The sequence below is a fragment of the Enterovirga sp. GCM10030262 genome, from assembly GCF_042666435.1.
Taxonomy (GTDB): domain Bacteria; phylum Pseudomonadota; class Alphaproteobacteria; order Sphingomonadales; family Sphingomonadaceae; genus Allosphingosinicella.
In genome coordinates, this window is sequence record NZ_JBHTDC010000001.1 from 983,250 (window position 1) to 1,007,382 (window position 24,133).

At 64.4% G+C, this 24,133-nt stretch carries 20 protein-coding genes; 13 read left to right on the forward strand and 7 right to left on the reverse strand.

Features of this window, described 5'->3' with window-relative positions:
* Positions 1–11 precede the first annotated feature (11 nt).
* Together ACFQRC_RS04820 and ACFQRC_RS04825 are read left to right on the forward strand one after the other, a co-directional pair.
* Positions 12–2,366, forward strand: a complete 2,355-nt coding sequence (locus ACFQRC_RS04820; RefSeq protein WP_379958361.1) for a TonB-dependent receptor — start codon at positions 12–14, stop codon at positions 2,364–2,366.
* A gap of 10 nt (positions 2,367–2,376) precedes the next feature.
* Positions 2,377–3,651, forward strand: a complete 1,275-nt coding sequence (locus tag ACFQRC_RS04825; RefSeq protein ID WP_379958364.1) for a spinster family MFS transporter — start codon at positions 2,377–2,379, stop codon at positions 3,649–3,651.
* Position 3,652: 1 nt separating this feature from the next.
* Here ACFQRC_RS04825 and ACFQRC_RS04830 read toward each other — a convergent pair whose 3' ends face one another.
* Together ACFQRC_RS04830 and ACFQRC_RS04835 are read right to left on the reverse strand one after the other, a co-directional pair.
* Positions 3,653–5,758 carry a response regulator gene (locus ACFQRC_RS04830; RefSeq protein WP_379958367.1) on the reverse strand — a complete coding sequence of 702 codons (2,106 nt, stop codon included), beginning with the start codon at positions 5,756–5,758 and terminating at the stop codon, positions 3,653–3,655.
* An 8-nt stretch (positions 5,759–5,766) separates the two neighbouring features.
* Positions 5,767–11,493, reverse strand: a complete 5,727-nt coding sequence (locus ACFQRC_RS04835; protein WP_379958369.1) for a HAMP domain-containing protein — start codon at positions 11,491–11,493, stop codon at positions 5,767–5,769.
* A 222-nt stretch (positions 11,494–11,715) separates the two neighbouring features.
* On the opposite strand from ACFQRC_RS04835, the gene ACFQRC_RS04840 reads away from it, so the two are divergent.
* From ACFQRC_RS04840 to ACFQRC_RS04850, 3 genes are read left to right on the forward strand one after another with little or no spacing between them, the layout of a single operon-like run.
* Positions 11,716–12,087, forward strand: coding sequence for a hypothetical protein (locus tag ACFQRC_RS04840; protein ID WP_379958372.1), 372 nt, complete (start codon positions 11,716–11,718; stop codon positions 12,085–12,087).
* 5 nt (positions 12,088–12,092) lie between these two features.
* Entirely contained in the window at positions 12,093–12,365 is a 273-nt protein-coding gene (locus ACFQRC_RS04845; RefSeq protein ID WP_379958375.1) for a DUF5985 family protein, read from the forward strand.
* 3 nt (positions 12,366–12,368) lie between these two features.
* Positions 12,369–12,629: a DUF5985 family protein gene (locus ACFQRC_RS04850; RefSeq protein WP_379958378.1), complete on the forward strand. Its 261-nt coding sequence runs from the start codon at positions 12,369–12,371 to the stop codon at positions 12,627–12,629.
* 127 nt (positions 12,630–12,756) lie between these two features.
* Here ACFQRC_RS04850 and ACFQRC_RS04855 read toward each other — a convergent pair whose 3' ends face one another.
* The 3 genes from ACFQRC_RS04855 to ACFQRC_RS04865 all read right to left on the reverse strand — a co-directional run bounded on the left by ACFQRC_RS04855 (position 12,757) and on the right by ACFQRC_RS04865 (position 14,470).
* Positions 12,757–13,473, reverse strand: a complete 717-nt coding sequence (locus tag ACFQRC_RS04855; RefSeq protein WP_379958380.1) for an IS6 family transposase — start codon at positions 13,471–13,473, stop codon at positions 12,757–12,759.
* A 23-nt stretch (positions 13,474–13,496) separates the two neighbouring features.
* The gene (locus ACFQRC_RS04860) at positions 13,497–13,793 is read right to left on the reverse strand and encodes a hypothetical protein (RefSeq protein WP_379958383.1); all 297 of its coding nucleotides are present in this window, start codon (positions 13,791–13,793) and stop codon (positions 13,497–13,499) included.
* 356 nt (positions 13,794–14,149) lie between these two features.
* Positions 14,150–14,470, reverse strand: coding sequence for a cupin (locus ACFQRC_RS04865; protein WP_379958385.1), 321 nt, complete (start codon positions 14,468–14,470; stop codon positions 14,150–14,152).
* 196 nt (positions 14,471–14,666) lie between these two features.
* Between ACFQRC_RS04865 and ACFQRC_RS04870 the strand changes: the two genes are divergently transcribed.
* The 3 genes from ACFQRC_RS04870 (at position 14,667) to ACFQRC_RS04880 (ending at position 18,714) form a co-directional block, all read left to right on the forward strand.
* Complete coding sequence (locus tag ACFQRC_RS04870; RefSeq protein WP_379958387.1) at positions 14,667–16,940, forward strand: nitric-oxide reductase large subunit; 2,274 nt, start codon at positions 14,667–14,669, stop codon at positions 16,938–16,940.
* A 46-nt stretch (positions 16,941–16,986) separates the two neighbouring features.
* Positions 16,987–18,153, forward strand: a complete 1,167-nt coding sequence (locus ACFQRC_RS04875; RefSeq protein ID WP_379958389.1) for an NnrS family protein — start codon at positions 16,987–16,989, stop codon at positions 18,151–18,153.
* A 120-nt stretch (positions 18,154–18,273) separates the two neighbouring features.
* Positions 18,274–18,714 carry a hypothetical protein gene (locus tag ACFQRC_RS04880; RefSeq protein WP_379958391.1) on the forward strand — a complete coding sequence of 147 codons (441 nt, stop codon included), beginning with the start codon at positions 18,274–18,276 and terminating at the stop codon, positions 18,712–18,714.
* Positions 18,715–18,768: 54 nt separating this feature from the next.
* On the opposite strand, the gene fixJ is transcribed toward ACFQRC_RS04880, so the two are convergent.
* Positions 18,769–19,380 carry a response regulator FixJ gene (gene fixJ / locus ACFQRC_RS04885; RefSeq protein ID WP_379958393.1) on the reverse strand — a complete coding sequence of 204 codons (612 nt, stop codon included), beginning with the start codon at positions 19,378–19,380 and terminating at the stop codon, positions 18,769–18,771.
* The gene (locus ACFQRC_RS04890; RefSeq protein ID WP_379958395.1) at positions 19,370–20,878 is read right to left on the reverse strand and encodes a PAS domain S-box protein; all 1,509 of its coding nucleotides are present in this window, start codon (positions 20,876–20,878) and stop codon (positions 19,370–19,372) included. The genes fixJ and ACFQRC_RS04890 overlap by 11 nt, the downstream gene beginning before the upstream one ends.
* Before the next feature lie 126 nt (positions 20,879–21,004).
* On the opposite strand from ACFQRC_RS04890, the gene ACFQRC_RS04895 reads away from it, so the two are divergent.
* The 5 genes from ACFQRC_RS04895 to ACFQRC_RS04915 all read left to right on the forward strand — a co-directional run bounded on the left by ACFQRC_RS04895 (position 21,005) and on the right by ACFQRC_RS04915 (position 23,854).
* Positions 21,005–21,694 carry an alternative oxidase gene (locus ACFQRC_RS04895; protein ID WP_379958397.1) on the forward strand — a complete coding sequence of 230 codons (690 nt, stop codon included), beginning with the start codon at positions 21,005–21,007 and terminating at the stop codon, positions 21,692–21,694.
* Positions 21,695–21,754: 60 nt separating this feature from the next.
* The gene (locus ACFQRC_RS04900; protein ID WP_379958399.1) at positions 21,755–22,147 is read left to right on the forward strand and encodes a response regulator; all 393 of its coding nucleotides are present in this window, start codon (positions 21,755–21,757) and stop codon (positions 22,145–22,147) included.
* On the forward strand, positions 22,144–22,668 hold the full coding sequence (locus tag ACFQRC_RS04905; protein ID WP_379958401.1) for a GNAT family N-acetyltransferase: 525 nt from the start codon (positions 22,144–22,146) through the stop codon (positions 22,666–22,668). The genes ACFQRC_RS04900 and ACFQRC_RS04905 overlap by 4 nt, the downstream gene beginning before the upstream one ends.
* Before the next feature lie 180 nt (positions 22,669–22,848).
* Positions 22,849–23,439, forward strand: a complete 591-nt coding sequence (locus tag ACFQRC_RS04910) for a hypothetical protein (protein ID WP_379958403.1) — start codon at positions 22,849–22,851, stop codon at positions 23,437–23,439.
* A 97-nt stretch (positions 23,440–23,536) separates the two neighbouring features.
* Entirely contained in the window at positions 23,537–23,854 is a 318-nt protein-coding gene (locus ACFQRC_RS04915) for a hypothetical protein (protein WP_379958405.1), read from the forward strand.
* Positions 23,855–24,133: the final 279 nt, after the last annotated feature.

A 24,133-nucleotide genomic window follows, 5' to 3' on the forward strand; every position in this document is an offset into this window, starting at 1 on the left:
GGAGGATCACCATGGCTCGCAAGACGAAACTGCTCACCGCCCTCGGCATCGGCACCGCTTTCGCGGCTCTTGCCGGTCCCGCTTTCGCCCAGGACGCCGTGGCCACGCAGGAGGCGGGCGACGAATTGGTCTCCGCCGAGGAAGTGACCGAGACGACCGGCGACATCGTCGTGACGGCGCGGCGGCGCGAGGAGAATCTGCGCGACGTCCCGATCGCCGTCACCGCTTATTCGGGCGAGGCGCTCGAGGCGCAGGGCGCGATGGACATCACCGACATCGCCGACACCACGCCCAACGTCACGCTCGAAGCCTCGCGCGGCACCAATTCAACGCTCACCGCCTTCATCCGCGGCGTCGGCCAGCAGGATCCGGTCGCCGGTTTCGAGGCCGGCGTCGGCATCTATCTCGACGACGTCTATCTCAACCGGCCGCAGGCGGCGCTTCTCGACATTTACGAGGTCGAGCGGATCGAAATCCTGCGCGGGCCGCAAGGCACGCTCTACGGCCGCAACACGATCGGCGGCGCGGTCAAATATGTGACCAAGGGTCTGCCCGACGAACCGAGTTTCCGCGTCCGCGCCACGGTCGGCACCTACGATCAGGCCGACCTCGTTATCGGCGCCGCCGGGCCGCTCAGCGACAATGTCCGCGTCGGGGCAACTTTCGCGCGGCTCAGCCGCGGCGGCTTCGGCGACAATCTCACCACCGGCCTCGAAAACTACAATCGCGACATCTGGGCCGGCCGCGTCGCCGCCGAGATCGACGCCGGCGACGCCATCTCGTTCCGGGTCTCGGGCGACTATACCGAGGACCGGAGCGATCCGCGCGGCGGCCACCGGCTGATTCCGGGGCTGATCTCGGGAACGCCCGTGCTGGACGACGTATTCGATTCGCGCGGCGGGCTGCTCGATCCCAAGCAGAAGGTGAAAGCCGGCGGCGTCAACTTCCACGCCGACTTCGAGATGACCGACCACCTGACGCTCCGCAGCATCTCCGCCTATCGCGCCGACGAAAGCGGCTCGCCGATCGATTTCGACTCGCTCCCCGCGGTCGATGTGGACGTTCCCGCCGTCTACAAGAACGACCAGATTTCGCAGGAAGTCCAGCTCGTCTACGACGACGGGACGCTGGCCGGGCTGTTCGGGGCCTATTTCCTCGATGCCAATGCCGAAACCAACTTCGACGTCCGCCTTCCCGGCACGGTGACCGCGCTCACCTTCGGCGACGTCGATACCGAGACCTTCGCCATCTTCGCCGACGCCACCTACGACCTCAGCGACCAGTTCAGCGTCTCGCTCGGCGGCCGTTACACCTGGGACCAGCGGACATCGGACGTTCTCCGCCAGGTGTTCATCGGCGGTGGCTCTCCCTTCTTCGGCGGCGGCGGAACCCTGATCGCGCTCCAGTCCGATTTCACCGGGACCGCCAATTTCGAGGAATTCACGCCGCGCGCCTCGGTCAGCTTCAAGCCGACGCCGGACCACAATATCTACGCAAGCTATTCCAAGGGCTTCAAGGGCGGAGGTTTCGACCCGCGCGGGGTCAGCACCGCCGCGCCGGACCTCGACGGTGACGGCGTTCGTGAGCCCGACGAGATTTACGACTTCATGTCGTTCGAGCCGGAGACGGTGGACAGCTACGAGATCGGCTGGAAGGCGTCGCTGCTCGACCGCCGCGTCAACTTCAGCCTCGCCGCCTTCCACGCCGATTATACCAACGTGCAGGTGCCGGGATCGGTCGGCGTCGTCCTCAATGGCCAGCAGACCTTCATCGGCGTCACCACCAACGCCGGCGCGGCGCGTTTCCAGGGCATCGAGTTCGAAGGCAATGCCCGCGTCGCCGAGGATTTCGGAACACCCGGCGACTCGTTCAACTTCGCCTGGTCGCTCGGCTACATCAACGCGGACTACAAGAAGTTCATCGACGCGCGCGGCATCGACGTGGCCGACCGCCGCAACATCCAGAACACGCCCAAATGGACGGCGAGCGGCACCATCAACTACGGAACGCCGGTCGGGGGCGGTATGCTGAACCTCATCAGCACCCTCTCCTACCGGAGCAAGGTCGGCCAGTTCGAAGTCCCGACGGCGATGCTCGACCAGCCGGGCTTCGCCTTGTGGGACGCCAGCATCGTCTGGCGGGCGGATAACGACAAATGGTCGATCGGCCTCCATGGCAAGAACCTGACCGACAAGGAATATATCGTCTCGGGCTATAACTTCCTGCGGCAGAATCCGGACACCGGCGCGTTCATCCTGCCCGACGGGACGCCGGGCCTCAGCCCGACTTTGGGTGGCGAAGGCGTGCTGACGGCCTATTACGGCAACCCGCGGCAGGTGTATCTGACCGTCGGCTTGAACTTCTAAGGGGAAAAACATGGCGGGGAGCAGGGACGTGGCGGGAACGAGCGGGCGCCGCGTGCTCGCCATCCTGCTCCTCGCCTATATCTTCAACTTCATCGACCGCCAGATCATCGGCGTGCTCGCCGTGCCGATCAAGGCCGAGCTCGGCCTTTCCGATGGGCAGCTCGGTCTGATGGGCGGGATTGCGTTCGCGCTTTTCTACAGCGGACTCGCCGTGCCCATCGCCTGGCTCGCCGACCGCCGCAGCCGGGTCAACATCATCGCCTGCTCGGTCGCTTTGTGGAGCGCGTTCACCGCCGCCTGCGGCTTCGCGCAGAATTTCTGGCACCTGTTCCTCGCGCGGATGGGGGTCGGCATCGGCGAGGCGGGCGGCGTCGCGCCCTCTTACGCGCTCATCTCGGATTTCTACCCCAAAGAGCGGCGCGCGCGGGCGCTGGCACTCTTCTCGCTCGGCATTCCCATCGGCTCGGCGCTCGGCGTTTTCTTCGGCGGCTGGATCGCCAGCAATCTCGACTGGCGCTCGGCCTTCATCATCGTCGGCGTCGCGGGGCTGCCGGCCGCCTTGCTGGTCAAGCTCTGCATCCCCGAGCCGGTACGCGGCGGATTCGACACGGCCGACGGCCAGCCGAGCGAGCCCGCGCCGCCGTTTCCCGTCGTGGCGGCAAGACTCACATCGACGCCGAGCTTCTGGCTCCTCTCCTTCGGCGCGGCGTCGGGTTCGATCCTCGGCTACGGCCTCATCTTCTGGCTGCCGAGCTTCTTCAGCCGCAGCTACGGGCTTTCGCTTACCGAGGTTGGCTGGTTCTACGGTTCGATCGTGCTGGTCGGCGGCATGGCCGGAACGTGGCTCGGCGGCTGGTTCGCCGACCGGACGGGCCCCGCCAATCCCGGCGCTTATGCGCGCATTCCGGCGATCTGCTTCCTGATCGCCGCCCCGATCTTCGCCGCGGGCCTGTTCGCGCCGTCGCTGGCGGTCGGCTGGGTGCTGTTCGCGATAGGGCAGATGCTGGCGCTCGCCTGGCTCGGCCCGATCATCGCCGCCGTGCAGCATATCGTCCCGCCCAACATGCGCGCCACCGCGTCGGCGAGCTTCCTGTTCATCAACAACCTGATCGGGATCGGCTTCGGCATCTTCTTCCTCGGCTTCATGTCCGACGCCATGAACGCGACCTATGGCGACGACGCGCTCAAATATTCGATCCTCTACGGGCTCGGCTTCTACCTCTTGAGCTCCGCCCTCTATTTCCTCGCCGCCCGCCGCCTGAAGCGGGATTGGCACGAAGGCTGATTTATTCCGCGGCCGAGGCGCAAGGGCGGCGGAAGAGACCATTGATCGCCTGATTCATCTGCTCGGGCGTGAACGGCTTGTTCAACACGGGTACGTTCTCGGGCCGTCGGGCGATGGACTGGGCGTCGGCATAGCCAGTGACGATGATGCCGGGCAAACCGGGCCGCAGCTTGCGCGCGCCCTCGACCACGTCGATCCCCGAGACCAGGGGCATCGCATAATCGCAGATGATGAGGTCGAACGCGTCCGGGTCGTCGCCGAGCAGAGCGAGCAGCTCCGGGCCGTCCGACGCCTCGGTGACCTTGTGCCCGAGATCGCCGAGAATTCCCGCCGTCGCCATACGCACCCCATTATGGTCGTCGACGAGGAGGATGTTGAGCGAGCGCGCCTGCCCGTCGCGCGGGGCAATTTCCGGCGCGGTCGCCGGGGCGGCCGCGTCCTTCGAGCTTTCGGGCGCGCGCGGCAGCCAGATTTCCACGCGCGTGCCCCCGCCGACTTCGCTTTCGATGTCGATCGCCCCGCCCGATTGCTTGGCGAAACCATAGACCATGGAAAGCCCCAGGCCGGTGCCCTTGCCGATATCCTTGGTGGTGAAGAAGGGCTCGAGCACCTGCTCCATTATTTCGGGCGCGATTCCGCAGCCGGTATCGGTGACCGCGATCAACACATAATCGCCGGCGGGAATGCCGAGATCGTTGTCCATGCTGACCAGCCGGTTTTCCCCGGCAACGCAGATCTCGCCCCCCTCGGGCATCGCGTCGCGGGCATTGATGATGAGGTTCATCAGCGCGAGCTCGAGCTGGGCCTCGTCCGCATAGGCGCACCACAAGTCGTCCCCAGTCCGCCAGTCCAGCCGTACGAGGCCGCCCAAGGTGTGCGCCAGAAGGTCGCTGACCGTCTCCGACAATTTGCCGATGTCGATGCGGGCGGGTTCGAGCTGCTGACGGCGCGCGAAGGCGAGCAGCCGCCTTACCAGTTCCGATCCCTGCTCGGCGGCGTGACGGGTCATCGCCAGGATCTTGCGCTGCTCCCCGTCGAGCGCGACGCGGCGCTCGATCAGGCCGAGCCCGCCCAGGACGGCGGCAAGAAGGTTGTTGAAATCGTGCGCGATGCCGCCGGTCAGCTTGCCGATCGCGTCCATCTTGCGCGCCTGGACGAGCTGGCTCTCCAGGTCGCGGCGGTCGGTGACGTCGAGCAAGGTGCCGGCGAATTCAGTCGGCGCGCCATGGGCGTCGCGGAGCAGAACCGCCTGGTCGAGGAAATGCTTGTACTGGCCATCGGCGCATTTCCAGCGATATTCGAGAGCCATGGACCCGGTCGTGGATCGCGCTTCCAGCGCCGCCACGACGCGCGCCCGATCGTTTTCGTGCAGCCGCTCGATCCACAGGTCCGGCTGGGCCTTGAGCGCCTCGAATTCAAACCCCGTCACCGCCGCGAAATTGCCGCTGACGAACCGCGGGATGCGCGGATTGGCGCCGAACGGCTCCAGATAGAGGATGATCGGCAGCGACCGGATGATGGCCGCCTCGCGCTGCTCGACGAGGCGCAGCTCCTGCTCGGCGCGCAGCCGCTCGGCATTGGCGCGGAGGTTGGCGTCGAGGAGCGCCTGTTCCTGCCTGGCCTTGCGCTGAATCTCGCGCGTCATCACGAACAGGTCGACGAACACCGCCACCTTGGACTGGAGGACGATCGGCTCGACCGGCTTGAACACATAATCCACCGCGCCCATCGAATAGCCGCGGATGAGGTGCTCGGTCTCCTTGTTGACCGCTGACAGGAAGACGATCGGAATGCGCTTGGTCTGCTCGCGCGAACGGATGATCTGGGCGGTCTCGTAGCCGTCCATGCCCGGCATATAGACATCGAGCAGGATCACTGCGAACTCGCCTTTGAGCAGCTGCCGCAGCGCCTCCTCACCCGATGAAGCGACGACGACGTCGGCGACGTCCTCCAGCACGGTGCGGATGGCGAGCAGGTTGCGCTCGTCGTCGTCGACGACCAGCACCCGCGCGCGCGGCAGCGGCTTGGCCTCCAGCGGAACCTCGCGCAGGGCCTCCGCGTCGATGGCGGAGGACGCCTTCGCGCCTCTCCGGACGGGTCGCGCCATCGTCACCCTTATTCCGCCGCTCTCTGGGCCGCGCCGGGCGCGGCCGACGCCGCCCGGTCGCGCGAGCGCGCCACCCAGACGCGGAGCAGCGCCAGCAGCAGCTCGATGTCGACCGGCTTGGCGATATAATCGGAAGCGCCGGCGTCGAGGCACTTCTGGCGGTCGCCCTTCATCGCCTTGGCGGTGACGGCGACGAGCGGCACGTCGGCCAGCGCGGGCCGGTCGCGGATCTGCCGCATCGTCTCATATCCGTCCATCTCGGGCATCATGATGTCGATCAGCGCGACATCCACGCCGGGTGTCCGTTCCAGGATTGCGATACCCTCCCTGCCACGCTCCGCATGGAGCACTTCCACGTCATAGCTCTCCAGGACGCTCGTAAGGGAGTAGATGTTCCGAATATCGTCATCGACGATGAGAACCTTGGCGCCGGCCAACTCGGGTACGCCGCGCGTGGCCGGCGCGGCCTCGATGCCCCCCATCGACCGCTTCGCGCGCCGAAGCAGCGGCGCCAGGCGCGGCGTCAGCGAGTCGGTTCCGTCGACGACAATGACGTGGCGCGGCCCTGCCACCGGCTCGACCGCCGCCCTGATCCTGTCGCCATCGTCGCTGGCGACGATGACCAGCGGCGCCGTGCTGGAACTCCCCTGCAGGGCCTTGAGCTCGCGCAGCGCCTGATCGCCGGTGGCGGCCGCGATCAATATGCCGTCGAACTCGCTGATGTCCGGCTTGGCCTTGGCGATGCCCGAGGCGGTTTCGACTTCGATGAGCGGGTCGGCGATCGCCGCGGCGATCCGCTTGCGCTCGGCGCTGTCGCCGCCCGCGACCAGCACGCGCCGCTCGGTCCGCTCGATCTGTCCGGCGATGCCGTAGAAGACCCGCCCCAGCTCCGCATGGTCGGCCGGTTTGGCGGTGATGCCCAAAGCGCCCATGCCGGCCGCGGCCGACGCCTGGTCCGCGCCCGAAATGACGTGGATCGGGATGTGGCGGGTTTGGGGGCCGTGCTTCAGCAGGTCGAGCAAAACGAAACCGTCAATGTCCGAAAGGCCAAGATCGAGCGTGATCGCGTCCGGCTGGAGCTTGCGCGCCAGGGCCAGCGTGCCCGCCCCCGCGGTCGAGACCACCCCCTTCAGCCCCGCCTCGTGGGCGAGCTCGAGGAGGATCGCGGCGAAGGTCGTGTCGTCCTCGACGATGAGCACGAAGGGATCGTCGCCGAGCATCTCGCGGTCGTCGATCACCTCGGCGTCCGCGGCGATGCCGGCCGGGATCATGGCGCCGCTATTGTCGTAGCGCGCGGGCGTCCCGGCGGGAATGGCGGCCGCGTTGGGCGAGGTTTCCAGCGGCACGAACAAAGTGAAGGTCGAGCCCTGCCCCGGCTTCGATTGGACGCGCAGCTCGCCGCCCAGAAGGCGCGCGATCTCGCGGCTGATCGACAGGCCGAGGCCGGTGCCGCCATATTTGCGGCTGGTCGTGCCGTCGGCCTGCTGAAAGGCTTCGAAGATCAGCTTCTGCTTGTCGTCCGGGATGCCAATGCCGGTGTCGGTGACGGCGATCGCGATGACGCCCTTGGCCGTCCGCAGCGCCGGATGGTTGAGGCTCCAGCCGCTCTCGGCGCAGCTCACGCTCAGGGTCACGCCGCCATGGGCGGTGAACTTGAACGCGTTGGAAAGGAGGTTGAGCACGACCTGCTGGAGCCTCTTCTCGTCGGTCCGGATCGTCGCCGGCAGCTTGGCGTCGAAATCGACCTCGAAGGCCAGCCCCTTGTCGGCGGCGAGCTGGCGGAACGTACGGTCCATATGCTGGCGAAGGCCGCTCATCGGCATGTCGCCGAGCTCGATCGAAACCGTGCCCGATTCGATCTTCGACAGGTCGAGAATGTCGTTGATGAGGCTCAGCAGGTCCGAGCCCGCCGAGTGGATGGTGCGCGCGAACTCGGTCTGCTTCTCGTTGAGATTGCCCTGCGGGTTGTCGGCGAGCAGCTTCGACAGGATGAGCAGGGAGTTGAGCGGCGTCCTCAGCTCGTGGCTCATATTGGCAAGGAATTCGGACTTGTACTTCGACGTGACGGTCAGCTGCTCGGCCTTTTCCTCGATCGCGCGCCGAGCCATGTCGATCTCGAAATTCTTGGCCTCGACCTGGCGTTTCTCATTCTCGAGCAGCTGCGCCTTCTCCTGAAGCTCCTCGTTGGTGTTGTGCAATTCCTCCTGCTTGGTGGTGAGCTCGCTCTGGCGCGTCTGCAGCTCCTGGGTCAGTAGCTGCGACTGCTTGAGCAGGCCCTCGGTCCGCATCGTCGCGGCGATGGTGTTGAGCACGATGCCGACCGATTCCATCAACTGGTCGAGGAAGCTCTGGTGGGTCTCGTTGAACTCGTTGAACGAGGCCAGTTCGATTACCGCCTTCACATCGTCCTCGAACAAGGCGGGCATGATGTTGACGTTGGCCGGCTTGGCATGACCGAGCCCGGAGCCGATGCGGATGAAATCGCCGGGCACGTTTTGGAGGAGCATGGCCCTTTTGTCGGCCGCGCATTGGCCGACCAGCCCCTCGCGCAGCTTGAAGGCGGGTTTCAGCTCATCCATGCTCTCCGCGCCGTAGCTGGCGACGAGATCGAGGACGGTGTCGTTCTCGTCGCGGCGCGTGACGTAAAAGACGCCGTATTGGGCGTTCACCAGCGGCGCCAGCTCGGACATGATGAGGTTGGAGACGGTGGCGAGATCGCGCTCGCCCTGAAGCATCCGGCTGAAGCGCGCGAGGTTGGTCTTGAGCCAGTCCTGCTCCGCATTCTTCAAGGTCTGTTCCTTGAGGTTGCGGATCATCTCGTTGATATTGTCCTTCAAGGAGGCCATCTCGCCCGACGCCTCGACCGCGATCGAGCGGGTCAAGTCGCCCTTGGTCACCGCGGTCGCCACGTCGGCGATCGAGCGGACCTGGTTGGTGAGATTGGCAGCGAGCTGGTTGACGTTATCGGTCAAATCGCGCCACAGCCCGGCGGCGCCCGGCACGCGCGCCTGGCCGCCCAGCCGGCCTTCGATGCCGACCTCGCGGGCCATGTTGGTGACCTGATCGCCGAAGGTCGACAGCGTCTCGATCATGAAGTTGATGGTCTCGGCGAGCGCGGCGATCTCGCCCTTGGCGTCGACGGTCAGCTTGCGCTTCAGATTGCCCTGCGCGACCGCGGTGACGACGTCGGCGATGCCGCGCACCTGGTTGGTGAGGTTGGTCGCCATCAGATTAACGTTATCCGTGAGATCCTTCCACGTGCCGCCGACGCCGGGCACCTGCGCCTGACCGCCGAGCTTGCCCTCGGTGCCGACCTCGCGCGCCACGCGGGTGACTTCCGACGCGAAGCCGTTGAGCTGATCGACCATCGTGTTGATCGTGTCCTTCAGCTCCAGGATCTCGCCCTTCACGTCGACGGTGATCTTCTTCGACAGATCGCCCCTCGCCACGGCGGTGGTCACGTCGGCGATGTTGCGGACCTGGCCGGTCAGATTGTCGGCCATCAGATTGACGTTGTCGGTGAGGTCCGCCCAGGTGCCGGCGACTCCGCGCACCTGCGCCTGGCCGCCCAACTTCCCCTCGGTGCCGACCTCGCGGGCGACGCGGGTCACTTCGGACGCGAAGCCGTTGAGCTGGTCGACCATCGTGTTGATCGTATTCTTGAGCTCGAGAATCTCGCCCTTCACGTCGACGGTGATCTTCTTCGACAGATCGCCCAGCGCCACCGCGGTCGTGACTTCGGCGATGTTGCGGACCTGGCCGGTGAGGTTGGCGGCGAGCTCGTTCACATTGTCGGTCAGATCCTTCCAGGTGCCGCCGACGCCCTCGACCTTGGCCTGGCCGCCCAATTTGCCGTCCGACCCCACCTCGCGCGCCACGCGGGTCACTTCCGAGGCGAAGCTGTTGAGCTGGTCGACCATCGTGTTGATGGTATTCTTCAGCTCCAGGATTTCACCCTTCACCTCGACGGTGATCTTCTTGGAAAGATCGCCGCGCGCCACGGCGGTGGTCACCTCGGCGATGTTGCGGACCTGGCCCGTCAGATTGCCGGCCATGGCGTTCACATTGTCGGTCAGATCCTTCCAAGTGCCGGCGACGCCCTCGACCTGCGCCTGGCCGCCCAATTTGCCGTCGGTTCCGACCTCGCGCGCGACGCGGGTCACTTCCGAGGCGAAGCTGTTGAGCTGGTCCACCATCACGTTGATCGTGTCCTTGAGCTCCAATATCTCGCCCTTCACCTCGACGGTGATCTTCTTGGAAAGATCGCCGCGCGCCACCGCGGTGGTCACCTCGGCGATATTGCGCACCTGGCCGGTGAGATTGTCGGCCATCAGATTCACATTGTCGGTCAGGTCGGCCCAGGTGCCCGCGACGCCGGGCACCGTCGCCTGACCGCCGAGCTTTCCGTCCGTGCCGACCTCGCGCGCCACGCGCGTCACTTCCGAGGCGAAGCCGTTCAGCTGGTCGACCATGACGTTGATCGTGTTCTTGAGCTCGAGGATCTCGCCCTTCACGTCGACGGTGATCTTCTTGGAAAGGTCGCCGCTCGCCACGGCGGTGGTCACCTCGGCGATGTTGCGCACCTGGCCGGTCAGATTGTCGGCCATCAGATTGACGTTGTCGGTCAGATCCTTCCACGTGCCGGCGACGCCGGGCACCTGCGCCTGCCCGCCCAATTTGCCCTCGGTGCCGACCTCGCGGGCGACGCGCGTCACTTCGGAGGCGAAGCTGTTGAGCTGGTCGACCATGACGTTGATCGTGTTCTTGAGCTCGAGAATCTCGCCCTTCACGTCGACGGTGATCTTCTTGGAAAGGTCGCCGCTCGCCACCGCCGTCGTCACCTCGGCGATGTTGCGGACCTGGCCGGTCAGGTTCTCGGCCATCGAATTCACATTGTCGGTCAGGTCCTTCCAGGTGCCGGCGACGCCTTCGACCTTGGCCTGGCCGCCCAATTTGCCTTCGGTGCCGACCTCGCGCGCGACGCGCGTCACCTCCGAGGCGAACGAATTGAGCTGATCGACCATGACGTTGATGGTGTTCTTGAGCTCCAGGATTTCGCCCTTCACCTCGACCGTGATCTTCTTGGAAAGGTCTCCGCTCGCCACCGCGGTCGTCACTTCGGCGATGTTGCGGACCTGGCTGGTGAGGTTGGTCGCCATCGCGTTGACGTTGTCGGTCAGATCCTTCCACGTGCCGGCGACCCCCTTCACCGTCGCCTGACCGCCCAATTTACCCTCGGTGCCGACCTCGCGCGCGACGCGCGTCACTTCCGAGGCGAAGGAGGCGAGCTGCTCGACCATCGTGTTGACGACCTTGCCGATTCGCAGGAACTCGCCGCGGAGCGGCCGGCCGTCGATCTCGACCGTCATCGTTTGCGACAGGTCGCCCTTGGCCACCGCGCCGATGACGCGGGAAACCTCGGCGGTCGGCTGCACCATGTCCTCGATCAGATCATTGACCGCGCGCAGCTTGGCGTCCCAGCCGCCCGTCGCTCCCCGCACACGGCCGCGCTGGCCGATTTTGCCTTCCTTGCCGACCACCTTCGACAGGCGTTCCAGCTCTTCGGTCATCTGACTCTCGATCGTGACGACCTCATTGAAAAGGCTCGCGATCTCGCCGTCGAGGCCGGGATGGTCCTCGGGCAGGCGGACGCTGAAATCGCCCCGCCGAAAGCTTCGCAGCGCACTGACGAGCTGACGACGGTCGAGAAAATCGCGCGGGGTTTCAACGTTCACTTTGCGCTCCTGACTACTCTCCCCCCACCCGAATCCGAAAGCCGGCCCCCCGGCCGGCGCCGCCACCATAGCAGAGTAAGCGATTTACAAACCCGCAAAATCATATCCTTCGCTTATCATCCTTCGGGGGTTGTCATGGGCGGCTCGCGGACTAGAAGGCGCCTTGCCGGACGCAAACCGCGTCGGCGCGCCCGCCGGAGCCACAAGGAACGACCCAGCACGATGCCGTCGAGACAGGAAGTCACCAGCTTCATCCGGGCGACCTTTCGGTCGGTCTGGTCGCTGGAGCTGCTCCTGTTCCTCAAGAATCACGGCGATCGCAGCCTGTCGCGGTTTGAAATGGTCGCGGGCCTGAGGGGCAGCGACATCGTCGTCTCGCAAAGCGTCGATGCGCTGGTCGCCGCCGGCCTCGTCGCCACCGACACCGACGACGCTGCCCGATACAGCCCCGCATCCCCCGATCTGCGCCGTCTCGTCGAGGGCGCGGAGCGGATGTATGCAAAGAGTCCCGACGCGGTCAGAAGAATGATAATATCGTCGGCGAATGGGGGACTGACGGCGTTCGCGGACGCCTTCAGGCTGAGAAAGGAATAGGGGGCGTGCAGGAATTCTTTCCCGCTGCGGTCTATCTGCTCTGCTTCGCGACGAGCAGCGCCTGCGCCTATCTGCTCGCGCGCAGCTACAAGCGCACCGCCGCGCGGCTGCTGCTGTGGAGCGCGCTCTGCTTCGTGCTGCTGGCGGCGAACAATGCGCTTGTAGTGCTCGACCTGCTCGTCATCCAGAGCGTCGATTTCCGCTACTGGCGGCTGTGGACCTCGCTGGCCGCGGTGGGGGTTCTCCTGTTCGGCTTCATCTGGGACCTGGAGGACTAGGCGATGATGCTGCTGAATTTCCTCGGAGGCGCGCTCACCTTCGGCTTCCTGGTCGCCGGCCTGTTCTTCCTGCGTTTCTGGAAGCGGACCCATGACGGCCTGTTCGTCGCCTTCGCGCTGGCCTTCTGGCTGCTCGGCCTCACCCAGGCGCTGCTCACCTTGTCGAACATTCCGGTCGAGGAGCGCAGCTGGCTCTACCTCCTCCGCCTCGCCGCCTTCGCGCTTATTCTGGTCTCGATCTGGTTCAAGAACCGCCGGAGCTGACACGCCTTCGCCAGGCTAGGGCGGGTTCGCGCCGCGGAGCGCCGAGCGCGCGAAGGTGAGTGGCGGTGCTGTCAGTCTAATCGCAACTCGTCTCCGATAGACGCGGTTCTGGCTTTGTGAGCAGGTCTCAGGCCATGAGCGACTGCCACTCGGCCGGTGCGGCCGAGCGGCGTGCTTTATAGGTCTGGCGGTCAACGAGGTGGCGTTCCTGGGAGAAGTGGTTGTGCATGCTGGCATGGACCGAGGCGAACTTCTGTAACGTCTTCATTCGGCGGAACTGCTGCATCGCCCGCTCTCGTCGTCGGAACGGCAGGTGGCTGTTCTCGACCCGGTTGTTGGCCCAGCGACCGACCTCCCGCTTCTCCTCGCAGCCAAGCTCGGACATGGCTGCCTTGTACGAACGCAATCCGTCGGTGGTGATCGCCTCAGGCGAGCCGTGGCGCCTCATCGCCTTCTTCATGAACCTGAGAGCTGCCGTCTTGTCCCTGGTCCTGGTGATGTAGCTCTCGAGCACCTCGCCTTCATGATCGACGGCGCGCCAGAGGTAGACCATCTCCCCGTTAAGCTTCACGTACATCTCGTCGAGGTGCCACTTCCAGTGGCGGAAGCCGCGCATCCGGCTCACCCGCTGCCGGCGAATGTCCGCGGCGAACAATGGCCCGAACCGGTTCCACCAGTGCCGCACCGTCTCATGGCAGATGTCGATGCCGCGCTCGAACAGCAGATCCTCCACGTTCCTCAGCGACAGCGGGAACCGGACATACATCATCACCACCAGGCGGATCACCTCAGGTGACGAGTTGAAGTAGCGAAACGGGCTGGCTGGTTTCTTTGGACAAGGCATTCCCCTGCCCTGCCCTCAACTCCTTACCAGCTGGTGCATTTGCTCTGACAGCGCCCGTCGAGATGCCACTTCCAGTGGTGGAAGCCCCGCATCCGGCTCACCCGCTGCCGGCGAATGTCGGCTGCGAACATCGGCCCGAACCGGTTCCACCAGTGCCGCACCGTCTCATGGCAAATGTCGATGCCGCGCTCGAACAGCAGGTCCTCCACGTTCCTCAGCGACAGCGGGAAGCGCACATACATCATCACCACCAGGCGGATCACCTCAGGTGACGAGTTGAAATAGCGGAAGGGGCTGGCTGGCTTCTTCGGACGAGGCATTCCCCTGCCCTGCCCTCAACTCGTTACCAGTTAGTGCATTTACTCTGACAGCGCCGACCCACCCGATCAATGCGTCCCGATGCGCCGCCAGCTTGCCTCTGCCCCGCGGCCGGCCCTGCCGCGCCGGCGCCAAAGTCCCCGTCTCGGCCATCCGCCGCGCCAGCCGTACGCTCGTGCTCGCACTGACCCCGAACCGCCGCGCCGCACCGCGCCGTGAGCCGCCGCCCACGATCTCACCATAAACCCGCTCACGAAGATCTTCGGAATGCGCTCTGCCCATGATCCACCTCCAACAACCGTGAATCACAAATCAGAGCCGCTGTGAATCCTTCGATTCAGATTTCAGGCTTGATGCTCTAATCGTCGAAGAATATGGTTAGGAGCAGGCTTGAGTCCTCGAGGCCTTGGATCGAATGTGGCGCGCCTCGATCCAGGAAAAGCCAATCGCCGGCGCAAAGTTCGACGGACGGGTTCAAAACCACTCGCCCTTCCAGACAATGAAGCGTGAGATAGCCTGGCACTTCATGAGACGGAATCGTCGTTCCGGCAGGCACGATCAGGCGCACGGCTTCGAAGCGGTCGGATTTGACCAGCGCTGAGGTTTTGGTGTTCCCTAGCTCTTCGCCCAGCGGTCGAAGGTTCACGACTTCGCCCGGTTTTGCATGCGGTAACGCCATATTGGGTTTCCCTCCAGAGTCCGTTCGGGCGCGACGTTCGCCCTGAGAACGACGCGTCCGTCTGACGCGCCTTCTCAGCATCTTGCGCTAATGTGCGCACCTCCGGGTTTCTACCTAGGGGGAACCCCTGAATGTTGCGGCTGCCGCCGGTCCTCTACTCATCGCTGAATCATCCAGCACGGGGTCCGAGCAACAAATGGCATATTCGAAGAAATTGTGGCTGTGGCTCGGTGGTATATTTATCGTCTCGTTCGCGATCCTTGGGCTGATCGGACGGGAAATCTACGTCCAGGTGCCTCCCGTGCCCGCGAAAGTGGTGACGGCGAGCGGCGAGACCGTCTTCACCCGGGCCGATATCCAGACCGGACGCGAGGTCTGGCAGACGTTGGGCGGGATGCAATTGGGCTCGATCTGGGGCCATGGGGGTTATGTCGCGCCCGACTGGGGCACCGACTGGCTCCACCGCGAAGCCACCACGCTGCTCGATATCTGGGCGCGCCGCGATGGCGCGAAGGATTTCGCGAGCCTCGATCCGGAGGCGCAGGCAGCGCTGAAGGAGCGGTTGAAGCGCGACCTTCGCACCAACAGCTATGACGCGACGACGGACACGATCACCGTTTCCGACGCGCGCGCCGAGGCGATGGCGGTGGTCGGCGATCATTATGCGACGCTGTTCAGCAGCGATCCGTCACTAAAGGCGCTGCGCGTCCAATATGCGATTCCCGAACGGTCGATCATCGATGCGCGGCAGCGCGAGCAACTCGGCGCCTTCTTCTTCTGGACCGCTTGGACGAGCGTGACGGAACGACCCGGCGCCGAGATAACCTACACCAACAACTGGCCGCACGAGCCGCTGGTCGGCAACACGCCTTCGGCGTCGCTCGGCATGTGGTCGATTGCCAGCGTCCTTTTCCTGATCGCCGGCATCGGTTGGCTGCTCTGGTATCAGGCGCGGCGGGGCCATGAGGAACATGCGGTCGTCCCGGCGACCGATCCTTTCCTAGCGATGAAGCCAACCGCGTCGATGAAGGCGACGACGAAGTATTTCGTCACCGTGATTGCCATGTTTCTCGCGCAGGTGCTGCTTGGCGCGATCACCGCGCACTATGCGGTCGAGGGTCAGGAATTCTACGGTTACAATATTTCCGAGGTTATTCCCTATGCGCTGACGCGCACATGGCACACGCAGCTCGGCATCTTCTGGATCGCGGTCGCATGGTTGGCGACCGGGCTTTACGTCGCGCCGATGCTGTCCAACCATGAGCCAAAATACCAGAAGCTCGGCGTCAATCTGCTCTACGGCGCGCTTCTCGTCGTCGTGATCGGCTCGTTCGTGGGTGAATGGATGGCGATCCAGCAGAAGCTCGGCCACGGCGTGAGCTTCTGGTTCGGCCATATGGGCTATGAGTATGTCGACCTCGGCCGCTTCTGGGCGATCCTGCTGTTCATCGGGCTGATGATCTGGCTGACCCTGGTGGGCCGCGCCTTGTGGCCGGCGCTCAAAGCCAAGAGCGACAATCGTGGGCTGATCGGCATGGTCTTCCTCTCGACCGTCTGCATCGGGCTGTTCTTCGGCGCGGCGCTCACCTGGGGCCGCCACAGCCCGCTCTCGATGATCGAATATTTCCGCTGGTGGGTCGTCCACCTCTGGGTCGAAGGCTTCTTCGAGGTATTCGCCACTGCGGTGATCGCGCTGCTCTTCGCCGGGCTGGGGCTGGTGCGCGCGCGGGCTGCGAACGTCGCGGTGATCTTCTCGACCGCTGTGTTCCTCGTCGGCGGCATCCTCGGTACCCTCCACCACCTATATTTCTCTGGCACGCCGACGGCCGTCATCGCCTGGGGCGCGATGTTCTCCGCGCTCGAGGTGGTGCCGCTATCGGTGCTCGGGGTGGAGGCGTTCCACAACTACCGCATGACCAAGTCGGCGCCGTGGGTGGAGACCTACAAGTGGCCGATCTTGTTCTTCGTGGCGGTCTCGTTCTGGAATCTCATTGGAGCGGGCGTGCTCGGCTTCGCGATAAACCCGCCGATCTCGCTTTATTATATCCAGGGTCTCAACATGACGCCCGCGCATGCTCATGCCGCATTGTTCGGGGTCTACGGGATGCTCGGCATCGGCCTGATGCTGTTCTGCCTGCGCACCGCCTACCGGGCGAACGTCTGGTCGGAACGGCTGCTGAAGTCGACTTTCTGGGCTCTCAATATCGGGCTGGCCGGCATGGTCTTCCTGAGCCTTGTCCCGGCGGGCATCTACCAGGCCTATCACAGCGTCACGACAAGCTTCTGGTATGCGCGGTCGCCTGAGATCATCCACGGCACGGTTATGGAGACGCTGGTGTGGATGCGGGTGCCGGGCGACATCGTGTTCAGCATCGGCGCGGTGACCCTGGCGCTGTTCGCGCTGCGGCTGCTGATCGGACGCGGCAAGGATCAGGTCGGGATCGATGCGATCCTCGTGCCGGCGGAGTGAGGTTCGCATGGACATGAAAGCGGACCTCTCGCGCGAAGATCGCCTGATGCGGCTCCCGCCGATCATGCGCGGCGGATTTCGGCCCTTCTTTCTGGGCGGAGCGCTGTGGGCGCTGATCGTGGTCGGACTGTGGATAGGCGCGCTGTCCGGCGCCGTGACGCTGCCGACGGCGTTCGATCCGCTGGCCTGGCACCGGCACGAAATGCTGTTCGGCTATCTCGGGGCGGTCATCGCGGGCTTCCTGATGACCGCTATTCCCAACTGGACCGGACGGCTGCCGATCGCGGGGAGCAGGCTGGCGGCGCTGGCGGGCCTGTGGCTCGCCGCGCGTCTCGCGGTCCTCTTCTCGGGGGTCGTCGGGTCGGCCATCGCGCTGGCGCTCGACGTCGGCTTTCTGCTGGTCCTCGCCGCGGTCTGCGCGCGCGAAGTGATCGCTGCCAAGAACCGCAATTTTCCGATCGTCATGATCATCCTGCTGTTCGCGATCGCGAACGCGATCGACCATGCCGAGGCGCTTGGCTTCGTCGTCGGCACGGGGCTCGGCTGGCGGGCTGGCTTCGCGCTGGTGCTGATGCTGATCACGGTGATCGGCGGTCGGATCATCCCATCGTTCACACGCAACTGGCTGAGCAAGCAGGGCCTGAAAACAGGACTGCCCGGCCAGCCGGATCTGTTCGACAAACTGTGTCTGGCCGCCACCGCCATCGCGCTCGCCGGCTGGGCTATAGTTCCCGATGCGACGTCGGTCGCCGTTCTCCTGATTGCCGCCGGGGCCGTCCAGGCGGTGCGTCTTGGCCGCTGGTCCGGGCACAGGACGCTCAGCGATCCGCTCGTCCTGATCCTTCATGTAGCCTACGCTTGGCTGTCGCTCGGCCTGCTGCTGCTGGGGACGAGCATCCTTGTTCCCGCCGTTCCCGCGACTTCGGGGCTGCACGCGCTCGCGGCCGGTGCGATGGCCTCGATGACGCTGGCGGTGATGACCCGAGCGACGCTCGGCCATACCGGGCGCATCCTGCGCGCAGACCTCCCGACCGTCGCGATCTTCGTGCTCGTCACGCTTGGCGCCGCCGTTCGTGTCGCGGCGCCGTTGCTGCCGCTCGACTATATGCGCTCGATCCAGCTGGCGGGGCTGCTGTGGGGCGGCGCTTTCCTGCTGTTCGTGCTCGCCTACGGCCCCAGGCTGGTTGGGCCGCGCCCCGATGGGCGAGCGTGACCAGCCAGCGCCCCTTCCGGGATTCTACTTAGGGGAAATATCCGAATTCCGGCGCTCCGGCCTCTTCCCTAGCATCGCTCCATCAACCCGGCCGACCGGCCGCCCGAGGGAGGAATTCAGATGCGCCATGAACGGATCGCTAAGAGAGAAGGCTTCACTGAGGTCGATATCGCGGCTGTCTGGCCCGTTACGGCCCAGATCGCGCCGCTTCCTTTTCCCGACATCGAGCGGCCCGGCCACGACGAGGTTTTCATGTCGGCCCCCGCCGCCCCGGACGTGCCCGGCACGGTGGGCATAATGATCGTCACCGCCTATGCGGCGATGATCGCGGCGCTCGCGTTCACCGCCGGCGGGTCGCGCGACGCGAACTTCATGATCGCAATCAGCGCACTCTTCATCGTGATGTTTTTCACCGTCCCGCGCATCATCCTCGGGATGGAGCCGAAAGGCGGCATTCGGCCAAGCTTCGATCATTTCATGGAGCATGGCATGACACATATACCGGCCACAGCAGCGGCAAGGCGGCGCTCGTTCAGATCCTGCTCGTTCCGGTGTTCCTGACGCTGGCGGCGCTGGCCATGGGGATCATGGCCGCCATCATATTCTGATCGGCTCTCAGGCCAACCTTGCGATCATAATCATCCTGACCAGCTCCGAAAGGCTTCCCGCCTGCATCTTAGTCATGATGTTGGCGCGATAGACTTCGACGGTGCGGGCGCTGATGCCGAGATCATAGGCAATGATCTTGTTGGGACGGCCCTCGACGAGTCCTTCGAGAACATCGCGCTCGCGCTGGGAGAGGGTAGCTTTACGATCGAGATATTGATCGCGCTCCGCCTGGACCTGATCCCGGTCGCTCCGCCGGGCCAGCGCCGAGCGGATCGCGGCGAGAATCGTTTCGTCGCTGAACGGCTTCTCGATGAAGTCCGCGACGCCCGCCTTCATCGCCTGGATGGCCAGCGGAACGTCCGCGTGGCCGGTGATCACGATGATCGGATCGGTCACGCCGAGCGCCTTCAGCCTGCCGATCAGGTCGACCCCACTCATCTCGGGCATCCGGATGTCGGTGACGATGCAGCCATGATCGAGCGTCGGTACCGCCTTCAGGAATTCGATCGCGGACTCGTAGGATCGGACCTTGAGGCCCGCACAATCGATCAAGAACGCAAGCGAGTGGCGCGCCGATTCGTCATCGTCGATCACATGCACCATCGGCTCAGCCGCCATCGAACAATTCCTCCTTTGCAACGCGCCCTAGGGTGAAGCGGAAAGCGGCGCCGCTGCCGTCATTCGCCTCCACCCAGATCCTGCCGCCATGCGCCTCGACGATCGTGCGCGAGATCGAAAGCCCGACACCCATGCCGGTGCGCTTGGTCGTGATGAACGGCTGGAAAAGGCGATCGGCGACATCAAGGCTGATTCCCGGCCCGGTGTCGGCGACACTCACCAGCGCCATGTCGTCTTCGATCGCACCGATCGTCACGAGCAGATCGCGCCTGGAGCCCTCCGCCATCGCGTCGATGGCATTGCGGATCAGGTTCACCACGACCTGCTGGATCTGCACCTTGTCGGCGAGGACCAGGTCGACGTCGGCGGCGAAATCGAAGCGGACGCGAATGCCAAGCTCCTTCGCGCCGACGAGGGCGAGGGCGCTCGCTTCCTCGATCAGCTTTGGCAGGCTCTCAACACGGCGCTCGGATTCGCCGCGAGCGACGAAGTCTCGCAGCCGGCGGATAATCTCGCCGGCCCGAAGGGCTTCGTTCGCGGCGCGGTCGACGGCGTCCGCGACGCGATCGTGCGGTACGTCGTCGCGCGCGAGCAGCATCTTGCTGCCCTTGAGATAGTTGGCGATCGCTGACAGCGGTTGGTTGAGCTCGTGGGCGAGCGACGACGCCATTTCGCCGAGCGCGGTGAGGCGGGACACATGAACCAGTTCGGTCTGCAACTCCTGAAGCCGCGTCTCCGTCTGCTGCCGTTCGCTGAGGTCGCGGACGAACCCGGTAAAAAAGCCGCCCTCCACGCCGCGCACTTCGCCGACGGACAATTCCATCGGGAAGGTCGAGCCGTCCTTGCGCTCTCCGACGACGACGCGGCCAATGCCGATGATCCGCCGCTCGCCCGTGCGATGGTAACGCTCTAGATAGCCGTCATGGCCTTCGCGGTAGGGCGACGGCATCAGCATGCTGACATTCTTCCCCGCCACCTCGGCGGCGGTCCAGCCGAACAGGCGTTCGGCGGCATGGCTGAAATCACGAATAATCCCCGCGCCGTCGATCACGACCATCGCGTCCGGTATGGTCTCGAGGATCGACCTTAAATGCGCCTCGCGCCGGGCGAGATCCTTGTTGACCGACTCGGCGAGGCTTCGCGCGCGCTGAAACCACTCGCCACCGATCGTCACCGCCGTCCCGACGAACAGAAAGATCGCGGCGGCGACGAGATTGCCGAGCGTGATCTCTCCCGTCAGCGCATCGACCGCGAGGCCTGCCGTCCCGCCAAGAAGCGTAGTGAAGAGCCCCGGCCAGAGGCCGGAGAGCGCAGCTGCGAGAACCACCGCCGGCACGAACAGGATGAAGGTCGCCCGCTGGTCGAGCAACGGGTCTAGGCTCCACTGGACGAACATCGCCGCGACCACCGCAGCCAGCGCCAGCGCGTAGGCGGTGCCCTGGTCGACGCTAATCGACGGGACCGGGACATGGTTCAAGTTTGGGCTGCGGCGATCCATGTTCTCTTCTTAAGAGGCTCGCGTCGCGGACGCGACCTCCGTGATTCTACTTAGGGTGAAGACCCGAATTTCGGCCGATGGCTTCCCACCTTAGAGCGGTTCCAAGACCAAGGAGGAGATTTCATCGTGACTGCCCCATTCATCGATCTCAGCGTCCATCATGCGCCGAAGGGCTTTTCCGATCGCGTGGCGCTCGGCTTCACGAAGGTTCTGCGCTGGACCGCCGACACCTTCTTCGCCGAGCGTTATGGCCACCGCGCCGTCGTGCTGGAAACCGTCGCCGCCGTGCCCGGCATGGTCGGCGCAACGATCAACCATCTCGCCTGTCTCCGCCGCATGTGTGACGACAAGGGCTGGATCAAGACGCTCATGGACGAAGCCGAAAACGAGCGCATGCATCTGATGACCTTCATCGAGATCAGCAAACCGACCTGGTTCGAGCGCGCGGTCATCATCGGCGTCCAGTGGGTGTTCTACCTGTTCTTCTTCGCCCTCTACCTGATGAGTTCGAAGACCGCGCATCGCGTCGTCGGCTACTTCGAGGAAGAGGCGGTGATCAGCTACACCCACTATCTCGCCGAGATCGACGAAGGGAGATCGGCCAACGTGCCGGCCCCGGCCATCGCCAAGCGATATTGGGCGCTCCCCGACAACGCCACTTTGCGTGACGTGGTTCTGGTGGTGCGGGCCGACGAAGCCCACCACCGCGACGTCAACCATGGCTTCGCCAACGTGATTGCCGGGCTTCCGCAAACCGCCGTGGCGCCTTGCCCGGTGCATGTTCCCCTCGAGCCGATCTGGAAACAGGCAGCCTGACTAACCGGACTGAGGCGGCGGGCCGGACCCGCCGCTTCGCCGCCCTTCACAGGACCCATGATGTCATCTGCTTCGAAGATACTGCTCGTCGACGACGACCCAGGGGTCCGCGCATCGCTCAAATTCTCGCTTGAGCTCGAAGGATTCGCGGTCGATCCGTTCGAAAGCGGCGAAGCGCTGGCGGACATGCCAGACTTTCCCGACGCGGCTTGCCTGGTTCTGGACTATCGTCTTCCCGGTATGGATGGACTGTCGCTCCTGGCGCTCCTCCGCCGACGCGGCAGCGCTCTACCGGCCATCATCATCACTGGTAGCGTGTCGAGGGGCATTCGCGCGCAAGCGGCCCGGGCCGGCGCCATGCTCATCGAGAAGCCTCTCCTCTGCGACGCACTCACTGCGGCGATTAGACTGCTTGTTCAGAACCCCGTTACCCCCACCGGAGAAATGAAATGATCGACCAAGACTGGAGTCGCGATCTCACGACCCGCACCGGATTCCGTTTCCACGTGCGCCCGGTGGAGCCCCAGGACGAGCTCGCGCTGGCGGAGTTCTTCACCCATGTGAGCCAGGACGATTTGCGCTTTCGGTTTCTCACGGGGCTCAACGAGGTCGGGCATGACCGTCTCGTCGCAATGACGCAGGTGGATCATCGCCAGAAAGAGAATTTCCTGGCCATCGCCGACGATGGCGTGACGGTGATCGCGAGCGCGATGCTGGCCTGCGATGCCGAACTCGAAACGGGCGAGGTCGCGATCGCCATCCGTTCGGGCTACAAGCGGCGCGGCGTCAGCTGGGAATTGCTCGAGCATATCGCCCGCTACGCGGAGGCGAAGGGCGTCACGACGCTGCAATCGATCGAGAGCCGCGCCAACCATGCCGCCATCGAGCTGGAACGCGAGATGGGGTTTACGGCAAAAGGCTGCCCAGGCGATTCCACGCTCGTCCTGTTGCGGCGGACATTGGTGTTGGCTTGATCGCTCAGGCTGTTTGAGTCCGCCGTAGTTGAAATAGCGGAACGGGCTGGCTGGTTTCTTGGTGCGGGGCATTGCTCCGCCCTGCCCTCAACTCCTTACCAGCCGGTGCATTTGCACTGACAGCGCCATTGCGGACATTCCAGCGTTTCGGCAGGTTCGACTGGCACCCCGGAGGATGACATGAAGCTGCCAATCAGGAACCGCACCTCGGACCCGCTAACTCTGTTCATCGAGCCCTACTGTGACCAGCACGAGATACCGCCGGGCGGTGATGCCATCGTGACCCTCGCGGACATGGAGCCCCGCTCGCTCGATTTCCACCCGGAGAACTGGGTGTCGCTGTGGGATGAAGGTGCAAATGAAGCGATAGTGGAAGTTATCACGAAGGAGCAGAACGTCGTCATCGACGCACTCGCCTTCGCGCGCAGGTGGCTTTATCGGTTTGGCGGACGAGGCGAAGCGGCTGCGAAAGACTTAGACGCTGCTGTTGAACGCGAGGAAAAAATAATCGGCTACGTCCGTGCCCGCTTCACCGCCTACCAAGCCTTCCGTGATGGCTTCCGGTCAAAGGAGGCCCAATCGGATGGAGCCGTGCTTCCCCAATGGACGGGCAGCAAGGCTCTCGCAGCCGCATACCGGGCAGGGGGTGCGGCAGCCTATTTCAACCAGCGGACCCGCTGTGAGCCGGCACTGATTGATTTGGGGGAGCCCCCTTTTGACACTGATGTCGCGAGGCGCACGTTCGACGAGGCGGATGCAGTCATCGGCTGATGCGGCAATGTCTGCTTTCCAACCTAATCAGACGTTGGCGCTGAAGGTCTGAAAACGACCCATTGCGGACATCCGCCGCCAGCAATAGCAAACAGCAATGAGATGGCTCGCCGCATTACTGGCATCAGGGTTGCTCGCGGCGGCGCTCTACTTCCTTGCCGTGCGTGACCGAACCTTCCAAAGCTATAGCGGCGCCGAGGTGGGCATGGAGGTGGAAACCGCTCTGAGCCGCCTTGGAAGTAGTGGATACATAATGGTGTTTGGCTCTTCCGCGAGCATGGATCACCAGTGCTCGCACATGGACAGATACCTTTTGGTGCGAGGGGTCGACCCGACATATTCCCTCACGATTTCAGCGGACAGCACCTGCAAAGTCAGTGAAATCAAGCGCACGCTGCGAGGCGGTGAGCTTTGACTGCTACCGAAGGACCGCTTTCCGCCCATTGCGGACACTCAGCGGGCCACCTGCTGGTAGCTGATCTTAATCCCTGACACTTCCTCCTCCTGCTCAAAGAGGCGGGACTTGGCAGCGTAGCGTATCAGCAAGTGATCTGGCGCAAGCCATCTCATCTCTGCCCAGGGTCCTCCCCAGTCACCTGCTGCGGCGGCACCATGATCGTCGTCTGCGCGAAATGTGTTGCCGCCGCCAGAGGGTGCATCTCCCTTCTCTAACACAGAGATTTGTGTCGAGAAG